This window comes from Pseudomonas sp. B22(2017) (assembly GCF_002113105.1).
Taxonomy (GTDB): domain Bacteria; phylum Pseudomonadota; class Gammaproteobacteria; order Pseudomonadales; family Pseudomonadaceae; genus Aquipseudomonas; species Aquipseudomonas asiatica.
The window spans coordinates 189,497-215,836 of the sequence record NZ_NEJN01000004.1 but is presented as its reverse complement, the minus strand read 5'-3'; the positions used below and the strand labels follow the sequence as shown (position 1 = coordinate 215,836).

General features: G+C 63.3%; 17 protein-coding genes and 1 pseudogene. 9 read left to right on the top strand and 9 right to left on the bottom strand.

Annotated elements, in window-relative coordinates; translation table 11 throughout:
- Window positions 1–22 precede the first annotated feature (22 nt).
- The 6 genes from CAG18_RS11330 to putP form a co-directional block, all read right to left on the bottom strand.
- A complete protein-coding gene (locus CAG18_RS11330) occupies window positions 23–1,426 on the bottom strand; it encodes a PIG-L deacetylase family protein (RefSeq protein ID WP_085720908.1) in 1,404 nt (467 codons plus the stop codon).
- Window positions 1,423–2,319 carry an antimicrobial resistance protein Mig-14 gene (locus CAG18_RS11325; RefSeq protein WP_015272037.1) on the bottom strand — a complete coding sequence of 299 codons (897 nt, stop codon included), beginning with the start codon at window positions 2,317–2,319 and terminating at the stop codon, window positions 1,423–1,425. Before CAG18_RS11325 ends, CAG18_RS11330 begins: the two co-directional genes overlap by 4 nt.
- Window positions 2,319–3,449: a glycosyltransferase gene (locus tag CAG18_RS11320; protein WP_085720907.1), complete on the bottom strand. Its 1,131-nt coding sequence runs from the start codon at window positions 3,447–3,449 to the stop codon at window positions 2,319–2,321. Before CAG18_RS11320 ends, CAG18_RS11325 begins: the two co-directional genes overlap by 1 nt.
- Window positions 3,433–5,190, bottom strand: a complete 1,758-nt coding sequence (locus CAG18_RS11315) for a carbamoyltransferase (protein ID WP_013974482.1) — start codon at window positions 5,188–5,190, stop codon at window positions 3,433–3,435. Before CAG18_RS11315 ends, CAG18_RS11320 begins: the two co-directional genes overlap by 17 nt.
- 220 nt (window positions 5,191–5,410) lie before the next feature.
- A complete protein-coding gene (locus CAG18_RS11310; protein WP_085720906.1) occupies window positions 5,411–6,247 on the bottom strand; it encodes a 23S rRNA (adenine(2030)-N(6))-methyltransferase RlmJ in 837 nt (278 codons plus the stop codon).
- A 186-nt stretch (window positions 6,248–6,433) separates the two neighbouring features.
- The gene (gene putP, locus CAG18_RS11305; RefSeq protein ID WP_085720905.1) at window positions 6,434–7,912 is read right to left on the bottom strand and encodes a sodium/proline symporter PutP; all 1,479 of its coding nucleotides are present in this window, start codon (window positions 7,910–7,912) and stop codon (window positions 6,434–6,436) included.
- Between the two features lie 74 nt (window positions 7,913–7,986).
- Here putP and CAG18_RS26435 point away from each other — a divergent pair, with 74 nt between their 5' ends.
- Together CAG18_RS26435 and putA are read left to right on the top strand one after the other, a co-directional pair.
- Window positions 7,987–8,175: a hypothetical protein gene (locus CAG18_RS26435; protein WP_143492648.1), complete on the top strand. Its 189-nt coding sequence runs from the start codon at window positions 7,987–7,989 to the stop codon at window positions 8,173–8,175.
- A gap of 94 nt (window positions 8,176–8,269) precedes the next feature.
- Window positions 8,270–12,223 carry a trifunctional transcriptional regulator/proline dehydrogenase/L-glutamate gamma-semialdehyde dehydrogenase gene (gene putA, locus CAG18_RS11300; RefSeq protein ID WP_085720904.1) on the top strand — a complete coding sequence of 1,318 codons (3,954 nt, stop codon included), beginning with the start codon at window positions 8,270–8,272 and terminating at the stop codon, window positions 12,221–12,223.
- 422 nt (window positions 12,224–12,645) lie between these two features.
- Here the strand turns inward: putA and CAG18_RS11295 are convergent.
- The 3 genes and pseudogenes from CAG18_RS11295 to CAG18_RS26430 form a co-directional block, all read right to left on the bottom strand.
- A pseudogene (locus tag CAG18_RS11295) lies at window positions 12,646–12,909 on the bottom strand (DUF3077 domain-containing protein).
- A gap of 676 nt (window positions 12,910–13,585) precedes the next feature.
- Window positions 13,586–14,017, bottom strand: a complete 432-nt coding sequence (locus tag CAG18_RS11290; protein ID WP_143492647.1) for a hypothetical protein — start codon at window positions 14,015–14,017, stop codon at window positions 13,586–13,588.
- The gene (locus CAG18_RS26430; protein WP_143492646.1) at window positions 14,014–14,700 is read right to left on the bottom strand and encodes a hypothetical protein; all 687 of its coding nucleotides are present in this window, start codon (window positions 14,698–14,700) and stop codon (window positions 14,014–14,016) included. Before CAG18_RS26430 ends, CAG18_RS11290 begins: the two co-directional genes overlap by 4 nt.
- 237 nt (window positions 14,701–14,937) lie before the next feature.
- On the opposite strand from CAG18_RS26430, the gene CAG18_RS11285 reads away from it, so the two are divergent.
- The 7 genes from CAG18_RS11285 to yccS all read left to right on the top strand — a co-directional run bounded on the left by CAG18_RS11285 (window position 14,938) and on the right by yccS (window position 26,248).
- On the top strand, window positions 14,938–16,740 hold the full coding sequence (locus tag CAG18_RS11285) for an acyl-CoA dehydrogenase (protein ID WP_085720903.1): 1,803 nt from the start codon (window positions 14,938–14,940) through the stop codon (window positions 16,738–16,740).
- A gap of 32 nt (window positions 16,741–16,772) precedes the next feature.
- Complete coding sequence (locus CAG18_RS11280) at window positions 16,773–18,215, top strand: TldD/PmbA family protein (protein WP_085720902.1); 1,443 nt, start codon at window positions 16,773–16,775, stop codon at window positions 18,213–18,215.
- Complete coding sequence (locus CAG18_RS11275) at window positions 18,215–19,534, top strand: TldD/PmbA family protein (protein WP_085720901.1); 1,320 nt, start codon at window positions 18,215–18,217, stop codon at window positions 19,532–19,534. Before CAG18_RS11280 ends, CAG18_RS11275 begins: the two co-directional genes overlap by 1 nt.
- 127 nt (window positions 19,535–19,661) lie before the next feature.
- Window positions 19,662–21,089, top strand: a complete 1,428-nt coding sequence (gene mdtD / locus CAG18_RS11270) for a multidrug transporter subunit MdtD (RefSeq protein WP_085720900.1) — start codon at window positions 19,662–19,664, stop codon at window positions 21,087–21,089.
- Window positions 21,090–21,201: 112 nt separating this feature from the next.
- Entirely contained in the window at window positions 21,202–22,539 is a 1,338-nt protein-coding gene (gene dbpA, locus CAG18_RS11265) for an ATP-dependent RNA helicase DbpA (protein ID WP_233687397.1), read from the top strand.
- Window positions 22,540–22,661: 122 nt separating this feature from the next.
- Window positions 22,662–23,843, top strand: coding sequence for an NAD(P)/FAD-dependent oxidoreductase (locus CAG18_RS11260; RefSeq protein WP_085720899.1), 1,182 nt, complete (start codon window positions 22,662–22,664; stop codon window positions 23,841–23,843).
- Between the two features lie 221 nt (window positions 23,844–24,064).
- Complete coding sequence (gene yccS / locus CAG18_RS11255) at window positions 24,065–26,248, top strand: YccS family putative transporter (RefSeq protein WP_085720898.1); 2,184 nt, start codon at window positions 24,065–24,067, stop codon at window positions 26,246–26,248.
- Window positions 26,249–26,340 lie beyond the last annotated feature (92 nt).

Below are 26,340 nucleotides of genomic sequence, written 5' to 3'. Positions count from 1 at the left end.
CGCGGTCAACCATGGGGCGCGCCTACAGCTCACGCCGCCAGAACAGTTCATGTCGGCGCACGGCCTTGCGGAAGAATTCGTTCTCGCCGTAAGGCGACGACCGCCGCCCCGCCAACCAGCGCTGCAGCAAGCGGCGCAGGCGGCGTTTGAACGGTGCTGGCGGCTGTAGGTCGTGCATCATGCCCAGGGCCATGGCCTTGTCGCGCTGGGTCGCAAGGTCCAGTACCAGGCTGCAAGGAGCCCAGGCCTGGACAGCGTCCAGCTGTGGCGGCAGGGCCACGCCATCACCACTGTCGCCCATCGGCCAGCGGTCGTTGTCATGCAGGTGGTTGGCGTAGCACAGCAGGGTTTGCGGCTGCCAGGCCAGGCCTTGCAAGGCTTCCAGCACCGCTGCCTGGGCACAGATGTGGTCGGGGTGCGGGTCGAGCTGCGGGTGCGGCATCACCAGCACCTCTGGCCTGGCCATTTCCAGCAAGGCCCGCAGGTCGGCGAGCAGGTTGCGCCAGGTCGGCGCGCCATCGACATCGGCCGGCAGCGGGAACGGGTTGAATCGGCGGAATACGCGAATGTCGGCGAGGTCGGCCTCGCGAGAAGCGGCCGGCTGGTCTGGCGCAGCCTGCATGGCAGGCAGTTGCAGACAGAAGTAGCCCAGCTGCACGCAACGCGATTCCGCCACACCGGCCCAGCGTGGCACGGCGACACTATCCCAGGCCCTCAGGCGGCCCTTCAGGCGCGCGGCCTCGGCCTTTGCCAAGCCCATCTGCTGATAGTGCTCGGCCTCGATTTCACCAGCGGTCAGGGTCACTACCCAGGTTTCGTCGGCCTGGCTGTAAAGGCCGTAAGCGGCCAGCTCGGCATCATCGGCATGCGGCGCGATCACCATCACCCGGCGCCGTTGCAGCTCGACCGCCGGGGTTATCCACAAGCGCGGCTGGCCCGCCAGCCGGCAATGCCGGCCACGCAGGCGCAACGCGCCAGCCTGCAGAGGTGCGGCGAGGCCGGTGAGGTTGAGGAAGCGCACGCCATCGACGCCGCGCTCGAAGGTTTGCCGGTCGGCCTGCTCGCCAGCCACCAGCTCGACCTGCGGGTCCAGGAAGCGCCCCATCCAGCTGCTTTTTACCCGCAGCTCGAGGACCAGGGTTTCGTTGCCCTGCAGCACGCACTCAGCCTTGAGCAAGCCGCCGCTCAGGCTGGCAGGAGCCTCCCGGGTCAGCTCGCCGAAGTCGTAGGCGTAGTCCTCACCTGGCGCGTAGAACAGGTGGTCGGCAAACCAGGCCTCGTGGGCCGCCCACAACAGCGGCAACAGCAGCAGTGGCAACCACCACCAGCTGAACGCACCTATGACCACCAGCGCGACCAGGCCCGCCAACAGGCCCAGGCGCTTGTTGCGCCGGTGGCGCTTGAGCAACTGCTGCTTGCGACTCACGCCTGATACACCTGCACGGGGTTGCACCAGCGGTCCTTGTACTCGCGGTCGGCACGGCCGAACGAGAACCGCAGCGGCTTGTTGCGCGCACGGGCGTCTTCCCAGGCGGCCTGGGTATTGAGGAAGCTCAGCACGCTGCCGGGGCTGAAGGCCTTGGTTTCAGGGTCGACACCACCATTGATGTACTCGACGCTGATCCATTCCGGCGCTTCGACACGGTAAACCAGCTGGATGGCAATCGGCTTGCCGTCCAACAGCAGCACCGAGCCGATCAGCAGCTCGCGCAGGCGTTCCAGCACCTCGGCCATGCGCTCGGCACCGGTGGCAGGGAAGCCCCAGCGGCGCTGGAACAGGTCGCAGTACATGCTGGCGATTTCCTGCGCGCTGAAGTCGCCGATCGGGCGCACCACACCGCCCGCCTCTTCCAGCAGGCGCAGTTCGCGGCGCTGGTTGTAGCGGAACTTCTTCGACAGGTCTTCGTGGGCGCGGGCCATGGCCAGCTGTTCCTTCTGCGCCTTGAGGCCGCTGAAGCGGCCCTGGTTCAGTTCGGACAGGTAGCGCGCGGCATGGCGCAACGGTGCAGCGGCATCGGCCGCCGCCGGCAGGATGATCTCGGCGTTGCCCAGGTCGAACAGGGCCTTTTTGCCGGCACGCTTGAGCACGTCCTTGGACAGCGCAAGGTGGCGCCCCCAGGTAGGAATGGCGGCTTTCAGCTCGCCGGCCTGGTGCCAGCCCAGATAACGCACAGGGATCTGCGCCAGGTCCGCCAGCTGCTCGACCACCTGGGGATGGGTGGCGACACTGCCACCAAACCGGGCCCATGCCTCGGCATAGGCCTTGGCGTCGATAACTTGCCAACCGCGTTCGCGGAAGGCCTGGATACGGTTGAGCATCAGGCCTGCCCCACCAACGCGCGGACTTGCGGCAGTTGCCAGAATGCTTCGCGCACCGCCTGGTCGGAAAAGCGTTCACGCAGGCGCTGCAGCATGTGCTCGGCACAGGCCTGGCGTTGCTGCCCATCGAGCACAGCCATGTGTTTCAGGCCCTGGGCCAATTGCCCCGCATCGCCCAGAGGGAACAGCACGCCAACACCCTCCACCACTTCACGGGCACCACCACAGGCCGTGGCCAGTACCGGCACACCGGCGACCATGGCTTCGAGCAGGACCATGCCGAACGGCTCATGGTCGGAGCTCAGGGCGAATACGTCGAATGCCTGGAAGTAACGGCGCGCATCCGGCACCTGGCCAAGGAAGTCCACTTGCCCGGCAATGCCCAGCTCGGCGGCCAGGGCCTTGAGCCTGGCTTCCAGGCGCCCCTTGCCAAGGATTGCCAGGCGGGCGCCAGCCGGCAGCCCCGGTAGCGCTTCGGCAAAGCCACGCAGCAGGGTGGCCTGGTCCTTGTCCGGGTGCAGGCGCCCGACGTTACCGACAATCCACGCCTGTGCGTCCAGCCCCAAGGCCTGACGGGCCTCGGCGCGTGGCACCAGGGCCGCTTGCAGGGCGTCGATGTCGATGCGGTTGTACAAGGTCTGGATACGCTCTGCCGGCCGCTGCGGCAGACAGCGGCGCATGTCGTCACGCACTGCGTCCGACACGCCCAGCAAGCTCAGGCGTTTGCTGAACAGGTTGGCGAAGATGCGTCGCCCCTTGCGCTCGTAGTCACCGAAAGCATGGTGCACGCCGATCACCGGCAAGCCGGTGCCCAGCAACGCCACGTAGATCGGCTTGAAGCGATGGGCGATGCAGAAGGCGAAATTGCGCTCGGCGGCGATCCGCCGCAATGCACGGATGGCGCCGAGTTTCAGGCCGCGCACAGCCTTGGAGCTGAACTCCAGGAACAGCACCTCGTCCGACGCACAGCCAGCCGCTACCTGCGGGTCGGCGGCGCCGGTGAGGAACACCGTGGTGACCTGGTATCCACGTCCCTGGAACAGGCTGGCGTATTGACGGGCGCAGTCCAGGAACGGCCCGTCATAGCCATGGCAGAACTGCAGGATGCGCGGTTCAGAGCGGCTGGTCATACGGGGCCGCGCCGTCCTTCACAACCAGGATGTCTTCCATGATCAGGTACTGCAGGTCCGAGCCGAAGAACATGTTCAGGGCGTCGGTCGGCGAGCAGATCATCGGTTCACCACGGCGGTTCAGCGAGGTGTTTAGCGACACTCCGTTGCCCGTCAGGTCTTCCAGTGCCTTCATCATGTCGTAGTAGCGCGGGTTGTACTCGCGCTTGAGCACCTGGGCACGCGAAGTGCCGTCCTCGTGGACCACTTCCGGCACGCGGGTCTTCCACTCTTCAGCCACTTCGAAGGTGAAGGTCATGAACGGCGCCGGGTGGTCGACCTTGATCATTTGCGGGGCGACGGTGTCGAGCATCGACGGGCAGAAAGGTCTCCAGCGTTCGCGGAACTTGATCTGCTCGTTGATGCGGTCGGCTACGCCCGGCACGCTCGGGCAACCAATGATCGAACGGCCGCCCAGGGCACGGGGGCCGAATTCCATGCGGCCCTGGAACCAGGCCACCGGGTTGCCATCGACCATGATTTTGGCGATGCGCTGCGGCATGTCGTCGAGCTTGCGCCACTTCGGTGCGTTCGGGTGACGGGCACAGGCAGCGATCACGTCTTCGTTGGAGTACGAAGGGCCGAGGTAGACGTGTTCCATCTTCTCGACCGGTACGCCACGGGCGTGGGAAACGTAGGCGGCAGCACCCACGGCGGTACCGGCGTCACCGGAAGCCGGCTGAACGAACAGCTCTTTCAGGTCTGGGCGGGCAATGATCTTCTGGTTGAGCTTGACGTTCAGCGCGCAACCGCCGGCAAAGGCCAGCTTGCCGGTTTCACGCAGCACGTCGCCCAGGTAGTGGTCGATCATCTGCAGGGCGATCTTTTCGAACAGCGCCTGCATGCTGGCCGCGTAATGGATGTACGGCTCGTCGGCGATGTCACCTTCGCGCTTGGGGCCCAGCCACTCGATCAGCTTCGGCGAGAAGTAGAAGCCCTTGCCCTTCTCTTTATAGCGGCGCAGGCCAATGACGTTGGCGTATTCGGTGTTGATCACCAGTTCGCCGTTTTCGAAGCTGGCCAGACGCGAGAAGTCGTACTTGCTGGCGTCACCATACGGCGCCATGCCCATGACCTTGAACTCGCCATCGAGCATCTCGAAGCCGAGGAACTCGGTGATTGCGCCGTACAGGCCGCCCAGCGAGTCCGGGTCGAAGAATTCCTTGATCTTGTGGATCTTGCCGTTTTCGCCGTAGCCAAAGAAGGTGGTGGCGTATTCGCCCTTACCGTCGATGCCGAGGATTGCAGTTTTTTCCTTGAACCCCGAGCAGTGGTAGGCACTGGAGGCATGGGCCAGGTGGTGCTCGACGGGCTCGATCTTCACCTTTTTCGGGTCGAAGCCCAGTTGCTCCAGGCACCAGACGATCTTCTTGCGGTAGCGCTTGTAGCGACGGTTGCCCATCAGAATAGCGTCGAGGGCGCGATCCGGGGCGTACCAGTAGCGCTTGGCATAATGCCAGCGCGCCTTGCCGAACAGGCTGATCGGGGCGAACGGGATGGCTACCACGTCGACGTCGGATGGCTTGATGCCAGCCTGTTCCAGGCAGAACTTCGCCGACTCGTAGGGCATGCGGTTCTTCGCATGCTTGTCACGCACGAAGCGCTCTTCTTCGGCGGCGGCAATCAGTTTGCCGTCAATGTACAAGGCCGCGGAAGGGTCATGGCTAAGGGCGCCGGACAGGCCAAGAATCGTCAATGCCAAGGGATTAGCCTCTTCATTCGGTAGAAATGCGCCAGCGGCCTCTTGGGCGGGTGGCGGCTAAAGGGCGGGATTATAACGCAAACATGTGCGCAACGCGGCAACCTGTACTGGCCTCATCGCCGGCAAGCCAGCTCCCACAGGTACACCGCCGACCTTGAGGCCCGCGCTGTACCTGTGGGAGCTGGCTTGCCGGCGATGGGGCCGGTACAGGCAAGCAATATTATTCAGCGATCAGCCAGTCCATGCGGAAGCTGCCGGCGGTTTGCGCCAGCTCTTTGGCCAGCCATGGCAGCAGCTCCTTGAGCTCTTCTTCCAACCCCCACGGTGGGTTGGCGATGGCCAGTCCTGAGCCATTGAGCCCCTGCGGGCTGTCCTGGTGGTGCACATACAACTCGACCCGCAGCAGTTTCGGTGCGCCGGTGCTGGTCAGGTCCTGGTAGAAGCGGGTCAGCGAGCGCTGGTCCTTGATCGGGTACCAGATGGCCGCGACAGTCTGGCGCATGCGGCCGATCGCCTCTTTCATGGCGGTAGTGCAGCGCTTTAGCTCGTCAGCCTGTTCAAACGGCGGGTCGATCAACATGATCGCGCGCTTTTCCTGCACCGGCAGCAAGGCCCGCGGCACATGCCAACCTTCGCCCAGGTGCACGAACACGCGCGGGTCTTTCTTCATGTTCTCTTTGAGCAGCGGCCCGTCTTCGGGATGCTTCTCGTTGAGCAGGGCGCGGTCCTGCTGGCGCATCAGGCGGCGAGCCAGCTCGGGCGAACCGGGGTAGTAGCGCAGCTCGCCATCGGCATTCAGGCGCTTGATGATACGCAGATAGTCGTCGGCCATGGCCGGCAGGTCATCGCGATTCCATAGGCGGGCGACACCCTCCAGGTACTCGCCGGTGCGGGTTGCCTGGTCGCCCTGCAGATCGTACAGACCGAGCCCTGCGTGGGTATCGATGTAGGCGAATGGCTGCTCCTTGCGCGACATCAGGGAGATGAGGCGAGTCAGCACGATGTGTTTGAGGACGTCGGCGTGGTTGCCGGCGTGGAAGGCGTGACGATAGTTCATGGCAACTCCTGCGGGGGTGGCAAGTTTACCTTGCCTTGCAGGCGGAGTCAGGGCCTGGCTGCTGATCGGCGGCGCCTGTTTCGCGGGTAAACCCGCTTCCACAGGCACCTCACAGAATTTGAGTTCTGTGCAATCCCTGTGGGAGCGGGTTCACCCGCGAAACAGGCGCCGCCGACTCAACGGGTATTACTTGTCAGCGTGATACGCCGCATCAGCAGTCTCGAAACGCTTGACCATTGCCTGCGACGGGCTGCCCAGCTTGCTTACCACGACGATGGCGATACTGGCGAACAGGAAGCCCGGAATGATTTCGTACAGCCCGAGGGTGTCGAAGTTCTTCCACAGGATCACGGTCAGTGCGCCCACCACGATACCGGCCAGTGCGCCGTTACGGGTCATGCCTTTCCACAGTACCGAAATCAGCACCACCGGACCAAAGGCAGCACCGAAGCCGGCCCAGGCGTAAGCCACCAGGCCCAGCACGCGGTTTTCCGGGTTGGAGGCCATGGCGATGGCGATCAGGGCGACAGCCAGCACCATCAGGCGGCCGACCCATACCAGTTCGACCTGCGAAGCGTTCTTGCGCAGAAACGCCTTGTAGAAGTCTTCGGTCAGGGCGCTGGAGCACACCAGCAGCTGGCAGCTCAGGGTACTCATCACCGCCGCCAGGATGGCCGACAGCAGCACACCGGCGACCCATGGGTTGAACAGGATCTTGGCCAGCTCGATGAATACACGCTCGTGGTTCTCGGTGACCGGGCCTGCCAGCTCAGGATGTGCCGAGAAGTAGGCGATACCGAAGAAGCCTACGGCGCAGGTACCGGCCAGGCACAGGATCATCCAGGTCATGGAGATGCGGCGGGCTTTGGCGATCGACTTCACCGAGTCGGCAGCCATGAACCGCGCCAGGATGTGCGGCTGGCCGAAGTAGCCCAACCCCCAACCCATCAGCGAGATGATGCCAATGAAGGTGGCACCCTTGAGCATGTCGAAGTTGGCCGGGTTGACCGCATCGATGGCAGCGAAGGTGGTATCGAAGCCGCCAGTGGAGATCAGCACGATAACCGGGGTGAGGATCAGCGCAAAGATCATCAGCGAAGCCTGCACGGTATCAGTCCAGCTCACCGCCAGGAATCCACCGATGAAGGTATATGCAATGGTCGCTGCGGCACCGGCCCACAGAGCGGTTTCGTACGACATGCCGAAGGTGCTCTCGAACAGACGGGCACCGGCAACGATACCGGAGGCGCAGTAGATGGTGAAGAACACCAGGATCACGATGGCCGAGATGATTCGCAGCAAGCCGCTGTTGTCTTCGAAGCGGCTGGAGAAGTAGTCCGGCAGGGTCAGTGCATCGCCGTTGTGCTCGGTCTGCACGCGCAGACGGCCAGCGACGAACAACCAGTTCAGGTAGGCGCCGACGGTCAGACCGATGGCAATCCAGGCTTCGGACAAACCTGAGAAGTAGATGGCGCCCGGCAGGCCCATCAGCAGCCAGCCACTCATGTCGGAAGCGCCGGCGGAAAGCGCGGTAACCACGCTACCCAGGCTGCGACCGCCAAGGATGTAGTCGGAGAGGTTATTGGTGGAGCGATAGGCGGCGAAGCCGATCAGCACCATTGCGGCGATATAGACCACGAAAGTGATCGTTAGTGGATTGCCCATGCGTGTGCCCTGGCGTTTGTTTTTATGTCATGCACAACCGCGGCAATGGCGGTTGCACCCAGGCGGCGAATCGTATGCAACAACACAAAGCGGGTGCAACCATTTTTCCTTTGCAAGTTGCACCTTCCCGTACATTTTCCGACAAATCTGATTTTTTGCTCCCTTTTGGAGCAAAAAACCCGCTTTTCAGAATAAAACACACCAAAAACCACCCTTTTCAGGACATGGAAATGGCTGTCGGACGAGTTGCACCTTTTCCATGAAAAATTCGGGTTGCACCTGGTTGCACCCGAATTGTCCTACAGCTACTCTTGGCGTCAGCTTAGGCCACAACCGTGGCAATAACGAGGATAAGAAATGGCGACGACCACCCTTGGGGTCAAACTCGATGACCCGACCCGTGAGCGACTCAAGGCAGCTGCGCAGTCGATTGACCGCACCCCGCACTGGTTGATCAAGCAAGCGATCTTCAACTACCTGGAGAAGCTCGAGGGTGGTGCCACCCTGACCGAACTCAACGGCCATGCCAGCAGCCTGGCCGACGATGCCGGAGAGGTCCAGCCCGACCACAGCCACCAGTGCTTCCTCGAGTTCGCCGAGAGCATCCTGCCGCAGTCGGTACTGCGCTCGGCGATCACCGCCGCCTACCGTCGCCCCGAGCAGGAAGTGGTACCGATGCTGCTGGAGCAGGCGCGCCTGAGCGCCCCGCTGGCCGAAGCGACCAACAAGATGGCCGCCGGCATCGCCGAAAAACTGCGTAACCAGAAGAGCGCTGGTGGTCGTGCCGGCATCGTTCAAGGCCTGCTGCAGGAATTCTCGCTGTCGTCCCAGGAAGGCGTGGCACTGATGTGCCTGGCCGAAGCCCTGCTGCGCATCCCCGACAAGGGCACCCGTGACGCGCTGATACGCGACAAGATCAGCACCGGTAACTGGCAGCCGCACCTGGGCAACAGTCCGTCGCTGTTCGTCAACGCCGCCACCTGGGGCCTGCTGCTGACCGGCAAGCTGGTATCCACCCACAACGAATCCGGCCTCACCTCCTCGCTCACCCGCATCATCGGCAAGAGCGGCGAGCCGATGATCCGCAAGGGCGTCGACATGGCCATGCGCCTGATGGGCGAGCAGTTCGTCACCGGCGAAACCATCGCCGAAGCCCTGGCCAATGCCAGCCGCTTCGAGTCCAAGGGCTTCCGCTATTCCTACGACATGCTCGGCGAAGCCGCACTGACCGAGCACGACGCACAGAAGTACCTGGCGTCCTACGAGCAGGCCATCCACTCGATCGGCAAGGCCTCTCATGGCCGCGGCATCTATGAAGGCCCGGGCATCTCGATCAAGCTGTCGGCGCTGCACCCGCGCTACAGCCGCGCCCAGTACGAGCGCGTGATGGAAGAGCTGTACCCGCGCCTGCTGTCGCTGACCCTGCTGGCCAAGCAGTACGACATCGGCCTGAACATCGACGCCGAAGAAGCCGACCGCCTGGAGCTGTCGCTCGACCTGCTCGAGCGCCTGTGCTTCGAGCCTTCTCTGGCCGGCTGGAATGGTATCGGCTTCGTCATCCAGGCCTACCAGAAGCGCTGCCCGTATGTGATCGACTATGTCATCGACCTGGCCAAGCGCAGCCGCCACCGTCTGATGATCCGCCTGGTGAAAGGCGCCTACTGGGACAGCGAAATCAAGCGCGCCCAGGTCGAAGGCCTGGAAGGCTACCCGGTCTACACCCGCAAGGTGTACACCGACGTGTCCTACGTTGCCTGCGCCCGCAAGCTGCTGGCCGTGCCAGAAGCCATCTACCCGCAGTTCGCCACCCACAACGCCCACACCCTGTCGGCCATCTATCACATTGCCGGTCAGAACTACTACCCGGGCCAGTACGAGTTCCAGTGCCTGCACGGCATGGGCGAGCCACTGTACGAGCAGGTGGTCGGCAAGATTTCCGAAGGCAAGCTGAACCGTCCGTGCCGCGTCTATGCACCGGTTGGCACCCACGAAACGCTGCTGGCCTACCTGGTGCGTCGCCTGCTGGAAAACGGCGCCAACACCTCGTTCGTCAACCGCATCGCCGACCACTCGATCTCCATCCAGGAACTGGTCGCCGACCCGGTCGCCAGCATCGAGCGCATGGGCACCCAGGAAGGCAGCATCGGCCTGCCGCACCCACGCATCCCGCTGCCGCGTGAGCTGTATGGCAGCGAGCGGGCCAACTCGGCCGGCATCGACATGGCCAACGAACACCGCCTGGCGTCGCTGTCCTGCGCTATGTTGGCCACCGCCCACAACGACTGGAAAGCCACGCCACTGCTGGCCTGCGCTGCCAGCGAAGGCGCCGCTGCACCGGTCCTGAACCCGGCGGACCACCGCGACGTGGTCGGCCATGTTCAGGAAGCCACGGTCGCCGACGTCGACAACGCCATCCAGTGCGCACTGAATGCCGCTCCGATCTGGCAGGCCACCCCGCCTGCCGAGCGCGCCGCCATTCTGGAACGCACCGCCGACCTGATGGAGGCCGAAATCCAGCCGCTGATGGGCCTGCTCATCCGCGAAGCCGGCAAGACCTTCGCCAACGCCATCGCCGAAGTGCGTGAAGCCGTGGACTTCCTGCGCTACTACGCGGTGCAGGCACGCAACGACTTCAGCAACGACGCCCACCGCCCGCTGGGCCCGGTGGTGTGCATCAGCCCGTGGAACTTCCCGCTGGCGATCTTCACCGGCCAGGTAGCCGCAGCGCTCGCCGCCGGCAACCCCGTACTGGCCAAGCCGGCCGAGCAAACCCCGCTGATCGCTGCCCAGGCCGTGCGCCTCCTGCTGGAAGCCGGCATTCCTGAAGGCGTGCTGCAGCTGCTGCCTGGCCGCGGTGAAACCGTCGGTGCCGGCCTGGTGGGTGACGAGCGCGTCAAGGGCGTGATGTTCACCGGTTCCACTGAAGTGGCCCGCCTGCTGCAGCGCAACGTCGCCGGCCGCCTGGACAACCAGGGCCGCCCGATCCCGCTGATCGCCGAAACCGGCGGCCAGAACGCGATGATCGTCGACTCCTCGGCACTGACCGAACAGGTGGTGATCGATGTGGTGTCCTCGGCCTTCGACAGCGCCGGCCAGCGTTGCTCGGCACTGCGCGTGCTGTGCCTGCAGGAAGACTCCGCCGACCGCGTGATCGAAATGCTCAAGGGTGCCATGGCCGAAAGTCGCCTGGGCTGCCCGGACCGCCTGGCCGTGGACATTGGCCCGGTGATCGACGCCGAAGCCAAAGCCGGCATCGAGAAGCACATCCAGGGCATGCGCGAGAAAGGTCGCTCGGTCTACCAGGTGGCCATTGCCGATGCTGCCGAGCTCAAGCGCGGCACCTTCGTCATGCCTACCCTGATCGAGCTGGAGAGCTTCGACGAGCTCAAGCGTGAAATCTTCGGCCCGGTGCTGCACGTGGTGCGCTACAACCGTCGCAACCTGGACCAGTTGATCGAGCAGATCAACAACTCCGGCTACGGCCTGACCCTCGGCGTGCACACCCGCATCGACGAGACCATCGCCAAGGTGGTGGAAACCGCCAACGCCGGTAACATGTACGTCAACCGCAACATCGTCGGTGCAGTGGTGGGCGTGCAGCCGTTCGGTGGTGAAGGCCTGTCCGGCACCGGCCCGAAAGCCGGCGGCCCGCTGTACCTGTACCGCCTGCTGTCGACCCGCCCGGCCGACGCGATTGGCCGCCACTTCCAGCAGCAGGACGGCGAAGGCAAGCCTGACCGCGCCCTGCACGAACAGCTGATCAAGCCGCTGCACGGCCTGAAGGCATGGGCCGAGAGCAACCAGCTGTCCGACCTCGCCACGCTGTGCAGCCAGTTCGCCAGCCAGTCGCAGAGCGGCATCGCCCGCCTGTTGCCAGGCCCGACCGGCGAGCGCAACAGCTACACCATCCTGCCGCGGGAGCACGTGCTGTGCCTGGCCGATAACGAAGCCGACCTGCTGGCGCAGTTCGCCGCAGTGCTGGCTGTTGGCAGCTCGGCGGTATGGGCGGACGGCGAGCCGGGCAAAGCCCTGCGTGCCCGCCTGCCGCGAGAGTTGCAGGCCAAGGTCAAGCTGGTGGCGGACTGGAACAAGGATGAAGTGGCGTTCGACGCCGTGATCCACCATGGCGACTCGGACCAGCTGCGCGGCGTGTGCCAGCAGGTGGCCAAGCGTGCCGGGGCGATCGTGGGTGTGCACGGGCTGTCCAGCGGCGACCACCAGATTGCGCTGGAGCGCCTGGTGATCGAGCGGGCAGTGAGTGTGAACACTGCTGCTGCCGGTGGTAATGCCAGCCTGATGACCATTGGCTGAGGCTGAGGGTTGTTAACGAAAAAAGGAGAGCTTCGGCTCTCCTTTTTTTTATGGGGGCTGGGGTTGGGCTGCCAGGTGTTCGCCGCAGCATCTTCAGCGCCTATGAGATCGAGCGCCGCCCGCGCGGCGCTTCGCGGCACAAGGCCGCTCCCACATTTGTTGCAACGTACCAAACCTGTCAGGCCATGGTTGCCCGCTTTGTTGGTCCGCCGATATCTCCATGTTGGCGTGGCTGCCGCCCAACATGTCTTTAGTCATGCGCCAAGGCTGACAACCATGGCCTCACAGGCATGGCCACGTTGCAACAAATGTGGGAGCGGGCTTGCCCCGCGAAGCGCCGCGCGGGCGGCGCTCGATCTCACAGGCGCAGAAAATGTTGTGGCGAACACCTGTCAGCCTTCATTCAACCTGAAGCCAAACCCTCACTGCTTCATCCCCAACTCAGCATCATCCATCAGTGCCTTGGCCATCGCACTCAGGTAATGGGCAGCCCAGATCATCATCGGTTTCTCATCCATCAGCCCGGTGATAGTCAGTTCGCGCACATAACCCATCAACTCCGAAGACTGCTCGCGGGCGTCCCGGCACGGGATGCCCGGCTCGATGCGGAACAGCGGGTGGGTGCGGTTTTCACCCTGGTAGAAGGTGGTCTTGCCGACGGTGACTTAGGTGTCTTCTGTTGTCATTCTTCGATCCACTTGAAATTTCTCGACTGCCTGGGCCGGCCTCTTCGCGGGTAAACCCGCTCCCACAGGTACTGTGCAAATCTTGAAGACTGTAACGATCCTGTGGGAGCGGGTTCACCCGCGAAAGGGCCCGTTCAGGCGACATATCAATGAAGCCTTGTAGAGGGCATCTGCCTCAGCATTGGGTTGCCTTCAGGCAAAGGGGGATCGTGGGGTGGATCGGGGACAATTTTCAGCATTATGGTTCACCTAGTAATAAGGGCCACCACACACCTGCTGTCAAACAAGAGGGTGGCAGCTGTACATGGGTTGACAGACCGGTAGGCAAACCAAAACCCGGCGCACACGAAGTGCCCCATGCACAGCCGCCATAAAAGGCAGAACTATGCGGTTTGACCTGGTCGGCCTGTCAAAGCCGGTCACTGATTTGGCAGCGACCAACCGAGACTATGGCCCGATCCAGAGCACCGCAATGGCTAGGAGGGGGTTGGGAGTATGTTTGGGAAATGGACTACATGGAATAGGCGAAAACCTAAAAAACTGCCGGGGTGCTGACTGAAATGCGGTAGGGCTGGCAGGTTTCACCTCGCCCTTTGCAGCGCGCCTGTGTGACCGCTCGCCGCTCGGTCGCACAGATATAGAATGAACCAAAGCAAGCACCCTTTAATGCCCTCGCTCATCCGAGCCTTCGCCAGAACCACCAAAGGCTTAGGATTTTAGTCCCTTCAGAAGCTGCGAAAAGGCTCAACCAAACCCACGTACTGGTATCTGGCAATAATAGAAACAAAGAAAACGACGGAACTATAAACAAGATACGAAATGGAAACTGAACGAAAGCCAGATAACGCCCTGGTCTTCTCCCCATACAAAGTAATATGCTACTGGCAACAAGGGATATCTGGACAATCAGCCCCATCCACACCATGATCTCAAGCCCTCCCCCCCACTGCTCCATGTTTTCAAGAGCGGAATTGAGATCACTGACAAAGGGGGTCATACCTCTATTCAGGCTACTGACCACAACGAAAAAAATGTAAAAAGCATCCATACCACCCCAAAAGAAACCGACCAAACGCGTTGACCTTATCAAACCGATGCTCCAGCTCATTTATCTTTCAACTCATATTCTTCATTTGCTATTATTGGTCGCCAATGCCATGAGGTTCCCGACACATCCCAGGCATCATCAGCCTCCACATAAATTTGCGTTACTTTACGTTCCATTCCATATCTATGGATTGCGGAGGATGGCGAAAAATACTGTTCCTCTTCATCAAGCGGCACCCATTCCTGCGTAACTGTTCTCGTCGTATTCGCAAAATCTTTCCCTGACGACAAGAAGACACGCCCCTCATCTCCTCTTGATGTCAGGAAGTTCGCAACAAAGGCAGCACTCGAAGCAAGTTTATTAACACGTATAGATGTTATTTTCCATTTGCCCGGACCACTCATCGCAGAAACGGTGTTAATCAGAAAACCGCCATCATCGCTCTCACGACAATTTCTCGCATACCAATTCTCTTCGAGATCTATCGGCTTGAATGGCCTATCTTTAATCAGCATCCACTCACCTGATGCAACCGGCCTAAGTACTCTGTCAATTTGATCACTCGCCAGCCTAACCGAGTCATACAAACTGCACTCCCTTAAGAGTTCTGTTACGCCGAATATTTCTCGTACGCAGCCCCTACTTTGCAAATAATCTCTAATTATCCCGGTCGAAAAGAATGGATCTTCGACCCTACACAGGTCATCCGTTCGAACGTTCGTCCAGCGAGTGAGCTTTTCCATTGCCAATCCTCCATTCCGAGCACCGACGTTTACATTCACTAGCTCAAAAAATCTGTAGGACCACTTCTGATAACGTTGCGGGAAATTTCTCCATTTTTCATGGAAAGCAACATCTGTACGGATGCCAGACCGCAGGTCTTATTACTCTTTCTCAACCCATATCACCCAAACCTATTAACCTGTCCCCCACCCCACCACCCTCCTACACTCGCAGCATCCCGCCTCAGGACCGCGATCATGCCCGAGACCCTGCTCAGCCCCCGCAACCTCGCCTTCGAACTCTACGAAGTCCTCGACGCCGAGGCCCTGACTCAGCGCCCGCGCTTCGCCGAGCACAACCGCGAAACCTTCGACGCGGCGCTATCGACTGCCCGCACCATCGCAGAGAAATTTTTCGCCCCGCACAACCGCAAGGCCGACGAAAACGAGCCGCGCTACGTGGATGGCCGCGCCGAACTGATCCCCGAAGTGAAACCCGCCGTCGACGCCTTTCTCGAAGCCGGCTTCCTCAACGCCAACCGCGACTTCGAAGCCGGCGGCATGCAGCTGCCGAGCCTGGTCTCGCAGGCCTGCTTCGCCCACTTCCAGGCGGCCAACGCCGGCACCACGGCCTACCCGTTCCTGACCATGGGCGCGGCCAACCTGATCGAGAGCTTCGGTAGCGATGAACAGAAGCGCCTGTTCCTGCAGCCGATGATCGAAGGCCGCTACTTCGGCACCATGGCCCTGACCGAACCCCATGCGGGCTCTTCACTGGCCGATATTCGTACCCGCGCCGAGCCTGCCGGTGACGGCAGCTACCGGCTCAAGGGCAACAAGATTTTCATCTCCGGCGGAGATCACGAGTTGTCGGAGAACATCGTGCACATGGTGCTGGCCAAGCTTCCGGATGCTCCGCCCGGCGTGAAGGGCATCTCGCTGTTCATCGTACCCAAGTACCTGGTCAACGAAGATGGCAGCCGTGGCCCGCGCAACGATGTGCTGCTGGCAGGGCTGTTCCACAAGATGGGCTGGCGCGGTACTACCTCCACCGCGCTGAACTTCGGTGACAACGGCCAGTGCGTCGGCTACCTGGTCGGCCAGCCGCACCAGGGCCTGGCCTGCATGTTCCAGATGATGAACGAGGCACGCATCGGTGTCGGCATGGGCGCAGTGATGCTCGGTTACGCCGGCTACCTGTATTCGCTGGAATACGCCCGTCAGCGCTCGCAGGGTCGGTTGCCGGACAACAAAGACCCGCACAGCCCCGCAGTGCCGATCATCGAGCACAGCGATGTGAAACGCATGCTGCTGGCACAGAAGGCCTACGTGGAGGGCGCCTTCGACCTGGGTCTGTATGCCGCGCGCCTGTTCGACGACACCCAGACTGCCAGCGACGACAGCGCCCGCAAGCAGGCGCAGGAGCTGCTCGACCTGCTGACCCCGATCGTCAAATCCTGGCCCTCGACGTTCTGCCTGAAGGCCAATGAACTGGCGATCCAGATCCTCGGCGGCCACGGCTACACCCGCGAGTACCCGGTTGAACAGTACTACCGCGACAACCGCCTGAACCCGATCCATGAAGGCACCGAGGGCATCCAGTCGCTCGACCTGCTGGGCCGCAAGCTGGCGCAGAACAATGGCGCCGGCCTCAAGCAGTTGATCCGGTCGATCGCTGCCACCGGTGAGCGCGCCAGCCACCATGCGAACCTCGACCCACTGCGCCAGCCGCTGGAGCAACTGATCAACCGCCTGCAAGGTGTGACGCTGGCCTTGCTGGGTGACCTGGCCGAGGGCAAAGTCGCCGGCGCCCTGGCCAACTCGGCCCTCTACCTCAAGGCCTTCGGCCACTGCGTGATTGGCTGGCGCTGGCTGGAACAGGCGATCCATGCCGAACTCGGCCTGCTCATGGGCAAACCCACCGACCGCGACTTCTACCTCGGCAAGATGCAGGCAGCGCGTTATTTCCTGACCTGGGAGGTACCTGGCTGCCATAATGAGCTGGCATTGCTCGAGGCGCGCGACGACACTTGCCTCGCCATGCAGGACGAGTGGTTCTAAGGGGGAGCCACCGTGTACACGGAGGCTTCCACATGTTCGATACCAGCGCCCTGCTGCGCCAGCGCTTTGCCACGCTGCGCAGTACGGCCGAGCTGTTTTCCCTGCGCCATGTGAAACAGTCGCACCAGGCGCTGTCGGTGCGCCGCAATGTCGCCGAACCGCCGCTGTTCAATCAGGACGAAGGTGCCATGCTCACCGTGCGGGTCAATGGCGTGGAGACCTACGCGGCCACCGCCGACCTGTCCCAGACCGGCCTGCAGCGCGCCCTGGAGCAGGCCGAGGCGCTGGCCCGGCAGATCGCCCGATACAACCTGCTGGACCTGCGCGAGCAACCGGTGACCAGCGCACGCCACGACCACATTTCGCCCAACTTCGACCAACCCGTGCCCAACCTTGCCGACTGCCTCGGCCTGCTCGCTGCCGAATCGGCCAGCGTGCCCAAGGACAGCCGCCTGGTGGACTGGCAGGCCAGCCTGGGCCTGAGCCTGGTCGAGCAGACCTACCTGAACTCGGCCGGCGCCGAGCTGCGCCACGCCCAGCGCTTCCTGTTCCCGGGCCTGGGCGTGACCGCCAGCGACGGCCAGGACAGCCAGAGCCGCAGCCTGGGCCGCGACAACTTCGGCCAGCAGGGCAGCTTCGAGGTCATCGAGCGCTGCGGCCTGGTCGGGGCTGCCCGCCGGGTGGCCGACGAGGCGCTGCAACTGCTGCTGGCGCCGAACACCCCCAGCGGCCCGCGCGACCTGCTGTTGATGCCGGACCAGATGATGCTGCAGATCCACGAATCCATCGGCCACCCGCTGGAGATGGACCGCATTCTCGGCGACGAACGCAACTACGCAGGTACCAGCTTCGTCAAAGCCGATGACTTCGGCCACCTGCAGTACGGCTCCGCGCTGCTCAACGTGACCTTCGACCCGACCATCGGCGAAGAGCTGGCCAGCTACAGCTTCGATGATGACGGCACCCAGGCCAGCAAGCAGTTCCTGATCCGCGATGGCCTGCTGCTGCGCCCGCTGGGTGGTGCGCTGTCGCAGTTCCGCTCCGGCCTCGACGGCGTGGCCAACAGCCGCGCCTGCGGCTGGAACCGCGCGCCGATCGACCGCATGGCCAACCTCAACATCGAGCCGGGCGACCAGAGCCTGGATCAGCTGGTGAAGGGCATCGAGCACGGCATCCTGATGCGCACCAACCGTTCCTGGTCCATTGATGATGCTCGCAACAAGTTCCAGTTCGGCTGTGAATGGGGCCAACTGATCGAAAACGGTGAGCTCAAGGGCATCGTCAAGAACCCCAACTACCGTGGCATCTCCGCGCAGTTCTGGCGCAACCTGGCGGCGGTCGGCGACAGCAGTACCTTCCAGGTGCTGGGCACGCCCAACTGCGGCAAGGGCGAACCCAACCAGGTGGTACGGGTGGGGCATGCCTCGCCGGCCTGCGTGTTCCGCCAGATCGACGTATTCGGAGGAGACGCCTGATGAAACACGCTTTCGAAACCCTGGTCGGGGATGTGCGCAAAGCCCTGCAGACGGGCGAACAGTTCACCCTCGGCTACAGCGCCGAACAGTCGCAATTCGTGCGTTTCAACCATGCCAAGGTGCGCCAGGCCGGCACCGTGAACCAGGCCGGCGCGCAACTGCGGCTGATCCGCGATGGCCGCCAGGCAGAGCAACAGGTGACCTTGAGTGGTGACACGCAACTGGATAGCCAGCGCCTGTTCACGGCCCTGGAGCAACTGCGCCAGACCTTGCCATTGCTGGCGGTCGATCCGTACCTGCGCCTGGACGAAAGCGCCTGGCACAGCCACAGCCAGCAGGAGCAGCCGCTGCCCGAACTGAGCGATGTGCTGACCTTGCTCGAGCGTGAAGCCGGCGACCTGGACCTTGTCGGCATCTACGCCGCCGGCCCCATCTGCCGGGGCTTCGCCAGCTCGTTCGGGGCCTTCGGCTGGCACCAGGCCAACAGCTTCAACTTCGACTGGAGCCTGTTCCACGAAAACGGCGAGGCGGTGAAGGCCAATTATGCCGGGCAAGTGTGGAGCGCCGACGACTTCACCGCACGCCTGCGCCAGGCGCGGGAACAGCTGGGTTTCCTTGGCCGCCCTGCCGTCACGCTGAAGCCTGGCAGCTACCGCGCCTACCTGGCCCCGGCGGCCATGGACGAAATAGCCGGCATGCTGTGCTGGGGCGGTTTTTCCGCACAGGCCCTGGCCACTGGCAACAGTGCCCTGCAGCGCCTGTACAACGACGATGCGCGGCTGAGCCCGCTGGTGAGTTTCACCGAGCAGGTCAGCGGTTCGCTGAGCCCTGCGTTTTCCGATGAAGGCTCGCCGCGCCTGGATGTGCCGTTGATCCAGCAAGGCGAGGCCCGGCAGCGATTGATCAGTGCGCGCAGTGCGGCCGAGTTCGAGCTGCTGGCCAATGGCGCCGATAGTTACGAGTCGCCGTGTGCGCTGAGCCTGGCAGCAGGTAGCCTGCCGAGCGAGCAAATCCTGGAGCGGCTCGGTACCGGGCTGTACATCAGCAACCTGTGGTACCTGAACTATTCCGACCTGCCGGCGGCACGCATGACCGGGCTGACCCGCTTCGCCACCTTCTGGGTGGAGAACGGGCAGATCCAGGGCCCGGTGAGCACCATGCGCTTCGATGACAGCCTGTACAGCTTGCTAGGTAGCCAACTGGAGGACCTGACGCAGGAGCGCGAGATGATTCTGTCGACCAGTACCTATGGACAGCGCAGTACCGGGTCGAGTCATTTGCCGGGGGCACTGGTCAAAGGCCTGACCCTGACACTGTGATAGGCATTACCGGCCTCTTCGCGGGCATGCCCGCTCCCACAGGTATTGCACCATCATCGGATGCGGTGCGATACCTGTGGGAGCGGGCGTGCCCGCGAAAGGGCCGGCACTGACAAACGAGGAAGTCATGCCCGAACGCACCCCGCTGGACCCTGTCACCGCCCGCTGGATCCCTTGGGTGGTGGCCATCGCCTTTTTCATGCAGTCCCTGGACGGCACCATCCTCAACACCGCACTGCCAGCCATGGCCCGGTCGCTGGCCGAAGACCCGCTGCGCATGCAGGGCGTGATCATCGCCTACATGCTCACCGTGGCCCTGCTGATCCCCGCCTCAGGCTGGATCGCCGACCGCTTCGGCACCAAGCGCATCTTCTTCAGCGCCATCCTGCTGTTCAGCTTCGGCTCGCTGCTGTGCGCCGCCGCCAACAGCCTCGGTTTCCTGATCTTTGCCCGTGTCGTGCAAGGGCTGGGCGGTGCGCTGATGCTGCCGGTCGGGCGGCTAGTGGTCCTACGTGCCTACCCGCGCACCGAGCTGGTGCGCATCATGAGCTTCATCACCATCCCCGGCCTGCTCGGGCCGCTACTGGGCCCTACGGTTGGCGGTTGGTTGGTGGAAATACTGAGCTGGCACTGGATCTTCCTGCTCAACCTGCCGGTCGGCCTGATCGGCTGCTACGCCGTTTGGAAGTTCATCCCCGACCTGCGCGGCGCCGAGCGCACCACGTTCGACGGCCCCGGGTTCCTGCTGTTTGGCGCAGCGATGGTATTGATCACCATCGCCATGGAAGGCCTGGGCGAACTGCACCTGCCGCACCTGCGGGTGATGTTGCTGCTGTTCGCCGGCATGGCCTGCCTGGCGGCCTACTGGCTGCGCGCCGGGCGCGACCCGGAGCCGTTGTTCTCACCCAGGCTGTTCCGCGTGCGCACCTTTGCCATCGGTATTCTCGGTAACCTGTTCGCCCGCCTGGGCAGCGGCGCGCTGCCGTTCCTTGTGCCGTTGCTGCTGCAAGTGGCGCTGGGCTACTCGCCGGCCCAGGCCGGCATGAGCATGATCCCGCTGGCGGCTGCGGCGATGCTGGCCAAGTCCATTGCCCGACCACTGATCGAACGCTTTGGCTACCGCATCATCCTCACCGGCAACACCCTGCTGCTGGGCCTGCTGCTGGCCAGCCTCGGGCTGGTCGACGAGCAGACGCCCTATGCCGTGCTGCTGATTCAGCTGGGCCTGCTCGGGGCAGTCAACTCGATGCAGTTCACCGCGATGAACACGGTGACCCTGATCGACCTCGACGACGCCAGCGCCAGCAGCGGCAACAGCCTGCTGTCGGTGGTCGCGCAGCTGGCCCTGAGCCTGGGCGTGGCATGTGCGGGGGCATTGCTCGGCGGCTTTACCGCAGCCGGAAACGCCGACGGCGTGGAAACCACCTTGGGTGCATTCCAGCTGACCTTCGTCACCATCGGCGTGATGGCCATGCTGGCGGCGGCGATATTCCTGCAGCTGTCGCCGACGGACGGAAGGCGTGCCCGTCGTCCGGAAGAACACATGGAGTCGTAGGGCGAATGGCCATGAGGCTGGTAGACTATGCGGCATTTTTCGCTTCGCACCGCAGGCCCGCCTCGTGACCACCGAATCCACCGCCTTTGCCACCTTGCCGCTGTCCACTGCCATGCTGGCCAACCTGGACGCCCTCGGCTATGCCTCGATGACACCGATCCAGGCCCAGAGCCTGCCGGTCATCCTCAAGGGGCAGGACCTGATCGCCCAGGCCAAGACCGGCAGCGGCAAGACCGCCGCCTTCGGCATCGGCCTGCTCAACCCGATCAACCCGCGCTACTTCGGTTGCCAGGCGCTGGTGCTGTGCCCTACCCGCGAGCTCGCCGACCAAGTGGCCAAGGAGCTGCGCCGCCTGGCCCGCGCCGAGGACAACATCAAGATCCTGACCCTGTGCGGCGGCGTTTCGCTGGGCCCGCAGATCGCTTCGCTGGAGCACGGCGCACACATCATCGTCGGCACCCCAGGGCGCATCCAGCAGCACCTGGACAAGGGCACCCTGGTGCTCGACGGGCTGAACACCCTGGTGCTGGACGAGGCCGACCGCATGCTCGACATGGGCTTCTTCGATGCCATCGCCAGCATCATCGGCAAGACCCCGTCGCGCCGCCAGACCCTGCTGTTCTCGGCCACCTACCCGGCCGGCATCAAGCAACTGGCCGCCGACTTCATGCGCAACCCGCAACAGGTCAAGGTCGAGAGCCTGCATGCCGACAATCAGATCGAGCAGCGCTTCATCGAGATCGACCCGCAACAGCGCCTCGAGGCGGTCACCCGCGTGCTCGGCCACTACCGCCCGCAGTCCTGCGTGGCGTTCTGCTTCACCAAGCAGCAGTGCGAGGATGTGGTCGCCCACCTGACCGCCAAGGGCATCGTTGCCCAGGCCCTGCATGGCGACCTGGAGCAGCGCGACCGCGACCAGGTGCTGACCATGTTCGCCAACCGCAGCAGTTCGGTGCTGGTGGCTACCGATGTGGCCGCCCGCGGCCTGGACATCGATGGCCTGGACATGGTCATCAACGTCGAGCTGGCACGTGATGCGGAAATCCATGTGCACCGTGTCGGCCGCACCGGCCGTGCTGGCGAGAAAGGCATTGCGGTCAGCCTGGTGGCACCGGCCGAAGGCCACCGCGCCCAGGCCATCGAAGACCTGCAGAAGAGCCCGCTGCGCTGGGACCAGCTGGACAGCCTGAAGCACAAGGGCGGCGAGCCGCTGCTGCCGCTGATGAGCACCCTGTGCATCGCCGCCGGGCGCAAGGACAAGCTGCGCCCGGGTGACATCCTCGGGGCGCTGACCGGTGACGCCGGCATCCCCGGCAAGCAGGTGGGCAAAATTGCGATCTTCGATTTCCAGGCGTTCGTGGCCGTCGAACGGCCGCTCGCCAAGCAGGCGATGCAGCGCCTGAACAGCGGCAAGATCAAGGGGCGCTCCCTGAAAGTCCGCATTATCTAAAGCCATGCAAGGTCCCTGTGGGAGCGGGTTTACCCGCGAATGCGATAGTGGGCTCACTGCCGCCTTCGCGGGTGAACCCGCTCCCACAGGGTTCTGTGTTTCTTTCTTATAAGGTTTACACCGTGCACTCCACCGACGTGATCATCCTCGGCGCCGGCGCCGCCGGCCTGATGTGCGCACAGCTCAGCGCCCGCCGTGGCCGCCGGGTACTGGTGCTCGACCACGCCAACAAACCGGGCAAGAAGATCCTCATGTCCGGCGGCGGCCGCTGCAACTTCACGAACATGTATACCGAGCCAGGCAACTTCCTCTCGCAGAACGCACACTTCTGCAAATCGGCCCTGGCCCGCTACACCCAGTGGGACTTCATCGAGCTGGTGTGCAAGCACGGCGTGGCCTACCACGAGAAGAAGCTCGGCCAACTGTTCTGCGACAACAAGGCCAGCGACATCCTCGACATGCTGCTGGCCGAATGCGACGAGGCGGGCGCCGAGATCCGCATGCACACCAGCATCGAGCAGATCGAGAAGACCGAAAGCGGCTACCTGCTGCAGACCAGCGGCGGCCAGTTCGCCTGCCAGTCGCTGGTGATCGCCACCGGCGGCCTGTCGATCCCGACGCTGGGTGCCACCGGCTTCGGCTACCAGGTGGCCCGCCAGTTCGGCCACACCCTGCTGCCGACCCGCGCCGGGCTGGTGCCGTTCACCATCACCGAGCCCCAACTGAAGGCACTGTGCACCGAGTTGTCCGGCACATCGCTGGATTGCACCGCCAGCTGCAACGGCACCAGCTTCCGCGAGAACCTGCTGTTTACCCACCGCGGCCTCAGCGGCCCGGCGATTTTGCAGATTTCCTCGTTCTGGGAAGCAGGCGACACAGTCGAGATCAACCTGCTGCCCGACCGTGATGCACTGACCTGGCTGCAACAGATGCAGGCCGAACGCGCCAACACCGAGCTGAAAACTGTGCTGGGCGAGGTATTTACCCGCAAGCTGGCCAACCTGCTGGCCGAGCAGTGGTTCGAGTCCCGGCCCATGAAGCAGTACACACCGGCGGAACTGGCACAGATCGCCGAGAAGCTGGCGAACTGGCAGGTGGTACCGGCCGGTACCGAGGGCTATCGCACTGCCGAAGTGACCCTGGGCGGCGTGGATACCCGAGAGGTGTCGTCCAAGACCATGGAATCGCTGAAAAGCCCTGGGTTGTATTTCATTGGTGAAGTGCTGGATGTGACTGGCCATTTGGGCGGTTTCAATTTCCAGTGGGCCTGGGCCTCCGCCAACGCCGCGGCGCAGTTCGTGTAGAGTAGAATCCATTCAGCAGCACGGAATGCTTCTTGCTGGCCCGTGCTGGGAGTGCCGAAATTCGCATGGGGCTGCCATGCAGCCCATTCGCGGCACAAGGCCGCTCCTACAGGGGACGCGATCGACTGTAGGAGCGGCCTTGTGCCGCGAATGGGCCGCACAGCGGCCCCAATGACACGGCCTCGAACGGTATTTCTCTGATCACTGCCTAGCAGGCCATCATGTCATCGAGCTCGTTCCGTCAGTCACTGCGTCGCCTGTGGGGTCAAGACAAGTTCAGCTACAGCATCCGGGTCACCATCGCCCTCACCGGCAGCCTGGCCCTGTGCTGGTACCAGAACGAAATGGCCCTGCTGATTCCGCTGTTCCTCGGCATCATCGCCAGCGCCCTGGCCGAAACCGATGACAGCTGGCAGGGCCGCCTCAGCGCCCTGGCCGTCACCCTGGTGTGTTTTGCCATCGCCGCACTGGCGGTCGAACTGCTGTTCCCCTACCCGTGGGTATTCGTCATTGCCCTGGCGTTGGCGGCCTTTTGCCTGACGATGCTCGGTGCCTTGGGCGAACGCTATGGCGCCATCGCTTCAGCGACCCTGATCACAGCGGTGTACACCATGATCGGCGTGGACCAGCGCGGCGGCCAAGTCACCGATTTCTGGCACGAACCGCTACTGCTGGTGGCGGGCGCAGCCTGGTATGGGCTGCTGTCGGTGCTGTGGCAGGCGCTGTTTTCCAACCAGCCGGTGCAGCAGAGCCTGGCCAAGCTGTTTTTCGAGCTGGGCAGCTACCTCAAGCTCAAGGCCAGCCTGTTCGAACCCGTCCGCACCCTAGACGTCGAAGCCCGGCGCCTGGAGCTGGCCCAGCAGAACGGCAAGGTGGTGGCGGCGCTCAACGCGGCCAAGGAAATCATCCTGCACCGGGTGGGCAACAGCCAGCCGAACTCCAAGGTCAGCCGCTACCTCAAGCTGTACTTCCTGGCCCAGGACATCCATGAACGGGTCAGTGCTTCGCATTATCCCTACAACGCCCTGACCGAGGCTTTTTTCCACAGCGACGTGATGTTCCGCTGCCAGCGCCTGCTGCGCAAGCAGGGCTCGTCCTGCCAGGAGCTGGCCCGCTCTATCCGCCTGCGCCAGCCGTTCGTGCTGGCCAGCGGTTACCCCGAAGCCCTCGAAGACCTCAACGCCTCGCTGGAACACCTGCGCACGCAGAACAACCCGGCCTGGCGTGGCCTGCTTCGCTCGCTGCGGGCGCTGGCGGCCAACCTGGCGACGCTCGACCGCCTGCTCAGCGCCGCCAGCAACCCGGACAGCCTGGCCGACACCAGCGATAGCAGCCTGCTCGACCGCTCTCCACGCTCGCTGAAGGACGTGTGGACCCGCCTGCGCACCCACTTGACGCCGACCTCGCTGCTGTTCCGCCATGCCCTGCGCCTACCCCTGGCGTTGTCGATCGGCTATGGCATGGTGCACCTGATCCACCCCACCCAGGGCTACTGGATCATCCTCACCACGCTGTTCGTGTGCCAGCCCAACTACGGTGCGACCCGACGCAAGCTGGTGCAGCGGATAGCCGGCACCGCCGTCGGCCTGACGGTTGGCTGGGCATTGTTCGACCTGTTCCCCAACCCGGTCATCCAGTCGTTGTTCGCCGTGGTCGCCGGGGTGGTGTTCTTCGTCAACCGCACCACCCGCTACACCTTGGCCACGGCCGCGATCACCCTGATGGTGCTGTTCTGCTTCAACCAGATCGGCGATGGCTATGGCCTGTTCCTGCCGCGCCTGTTCGATACCCTGGTCGGCAGCCTGATCGCCATCCTCGCGGTGTTCCTGTTCCTCCCCGACTGGCAGGGGCGGCGGCTGAACAAGGCGCTGGCCAATACGCTGGCCTGCGCCAGCGTGTACCTGCGGCAGATCATGCAGCAGTATGCCCATGGCAAGCGCGATGATTTGGCATACCGCCTGGCCCGGCGCAACGCCCACAACGCCGACGCGGCGCTGTCCACCACCTTGGCCAACATGCTGATGGAGCCGGGGCATTTCCGGAAGGAGGCCGACGTCGGCTTCCGCTTCCTGGTGCTGTCGCATACCTTGCTCAGCTACCTCTCGGGGCTGGGCGCGCACCGCGACACCGCCTTGCCGGCGGAGGTGCAGGAGCAATTGATCGAAGGTGCCGGGCAAAGCCTGGCCAGCAGCCTGGACGAGATTGCCAACGGCCTGGCCGCGCGGCTACCAGTGGCGATTCACAGTGATGCCGAAGAGGCGCTGGCCAATGCCCTGGAGCAGATGCCGGAAGAGCTGGACGAGCACCAGCGGCTGGTACAGACGCAGTTGGCGTTGATCTGCCGGCAGTTGGGGCCGCTGCGGACCTTGGCAGCGCATTTGATCAAGGAAGGTGCACCGGCCTGAGTTGTAATATCGTCTGTGCCGGCCTCTTCGCGGGTGAACCCGCTCCCACAGGAACCCCACAAGTTTCAAGTCCTGTGTAATACCTGTGGGAG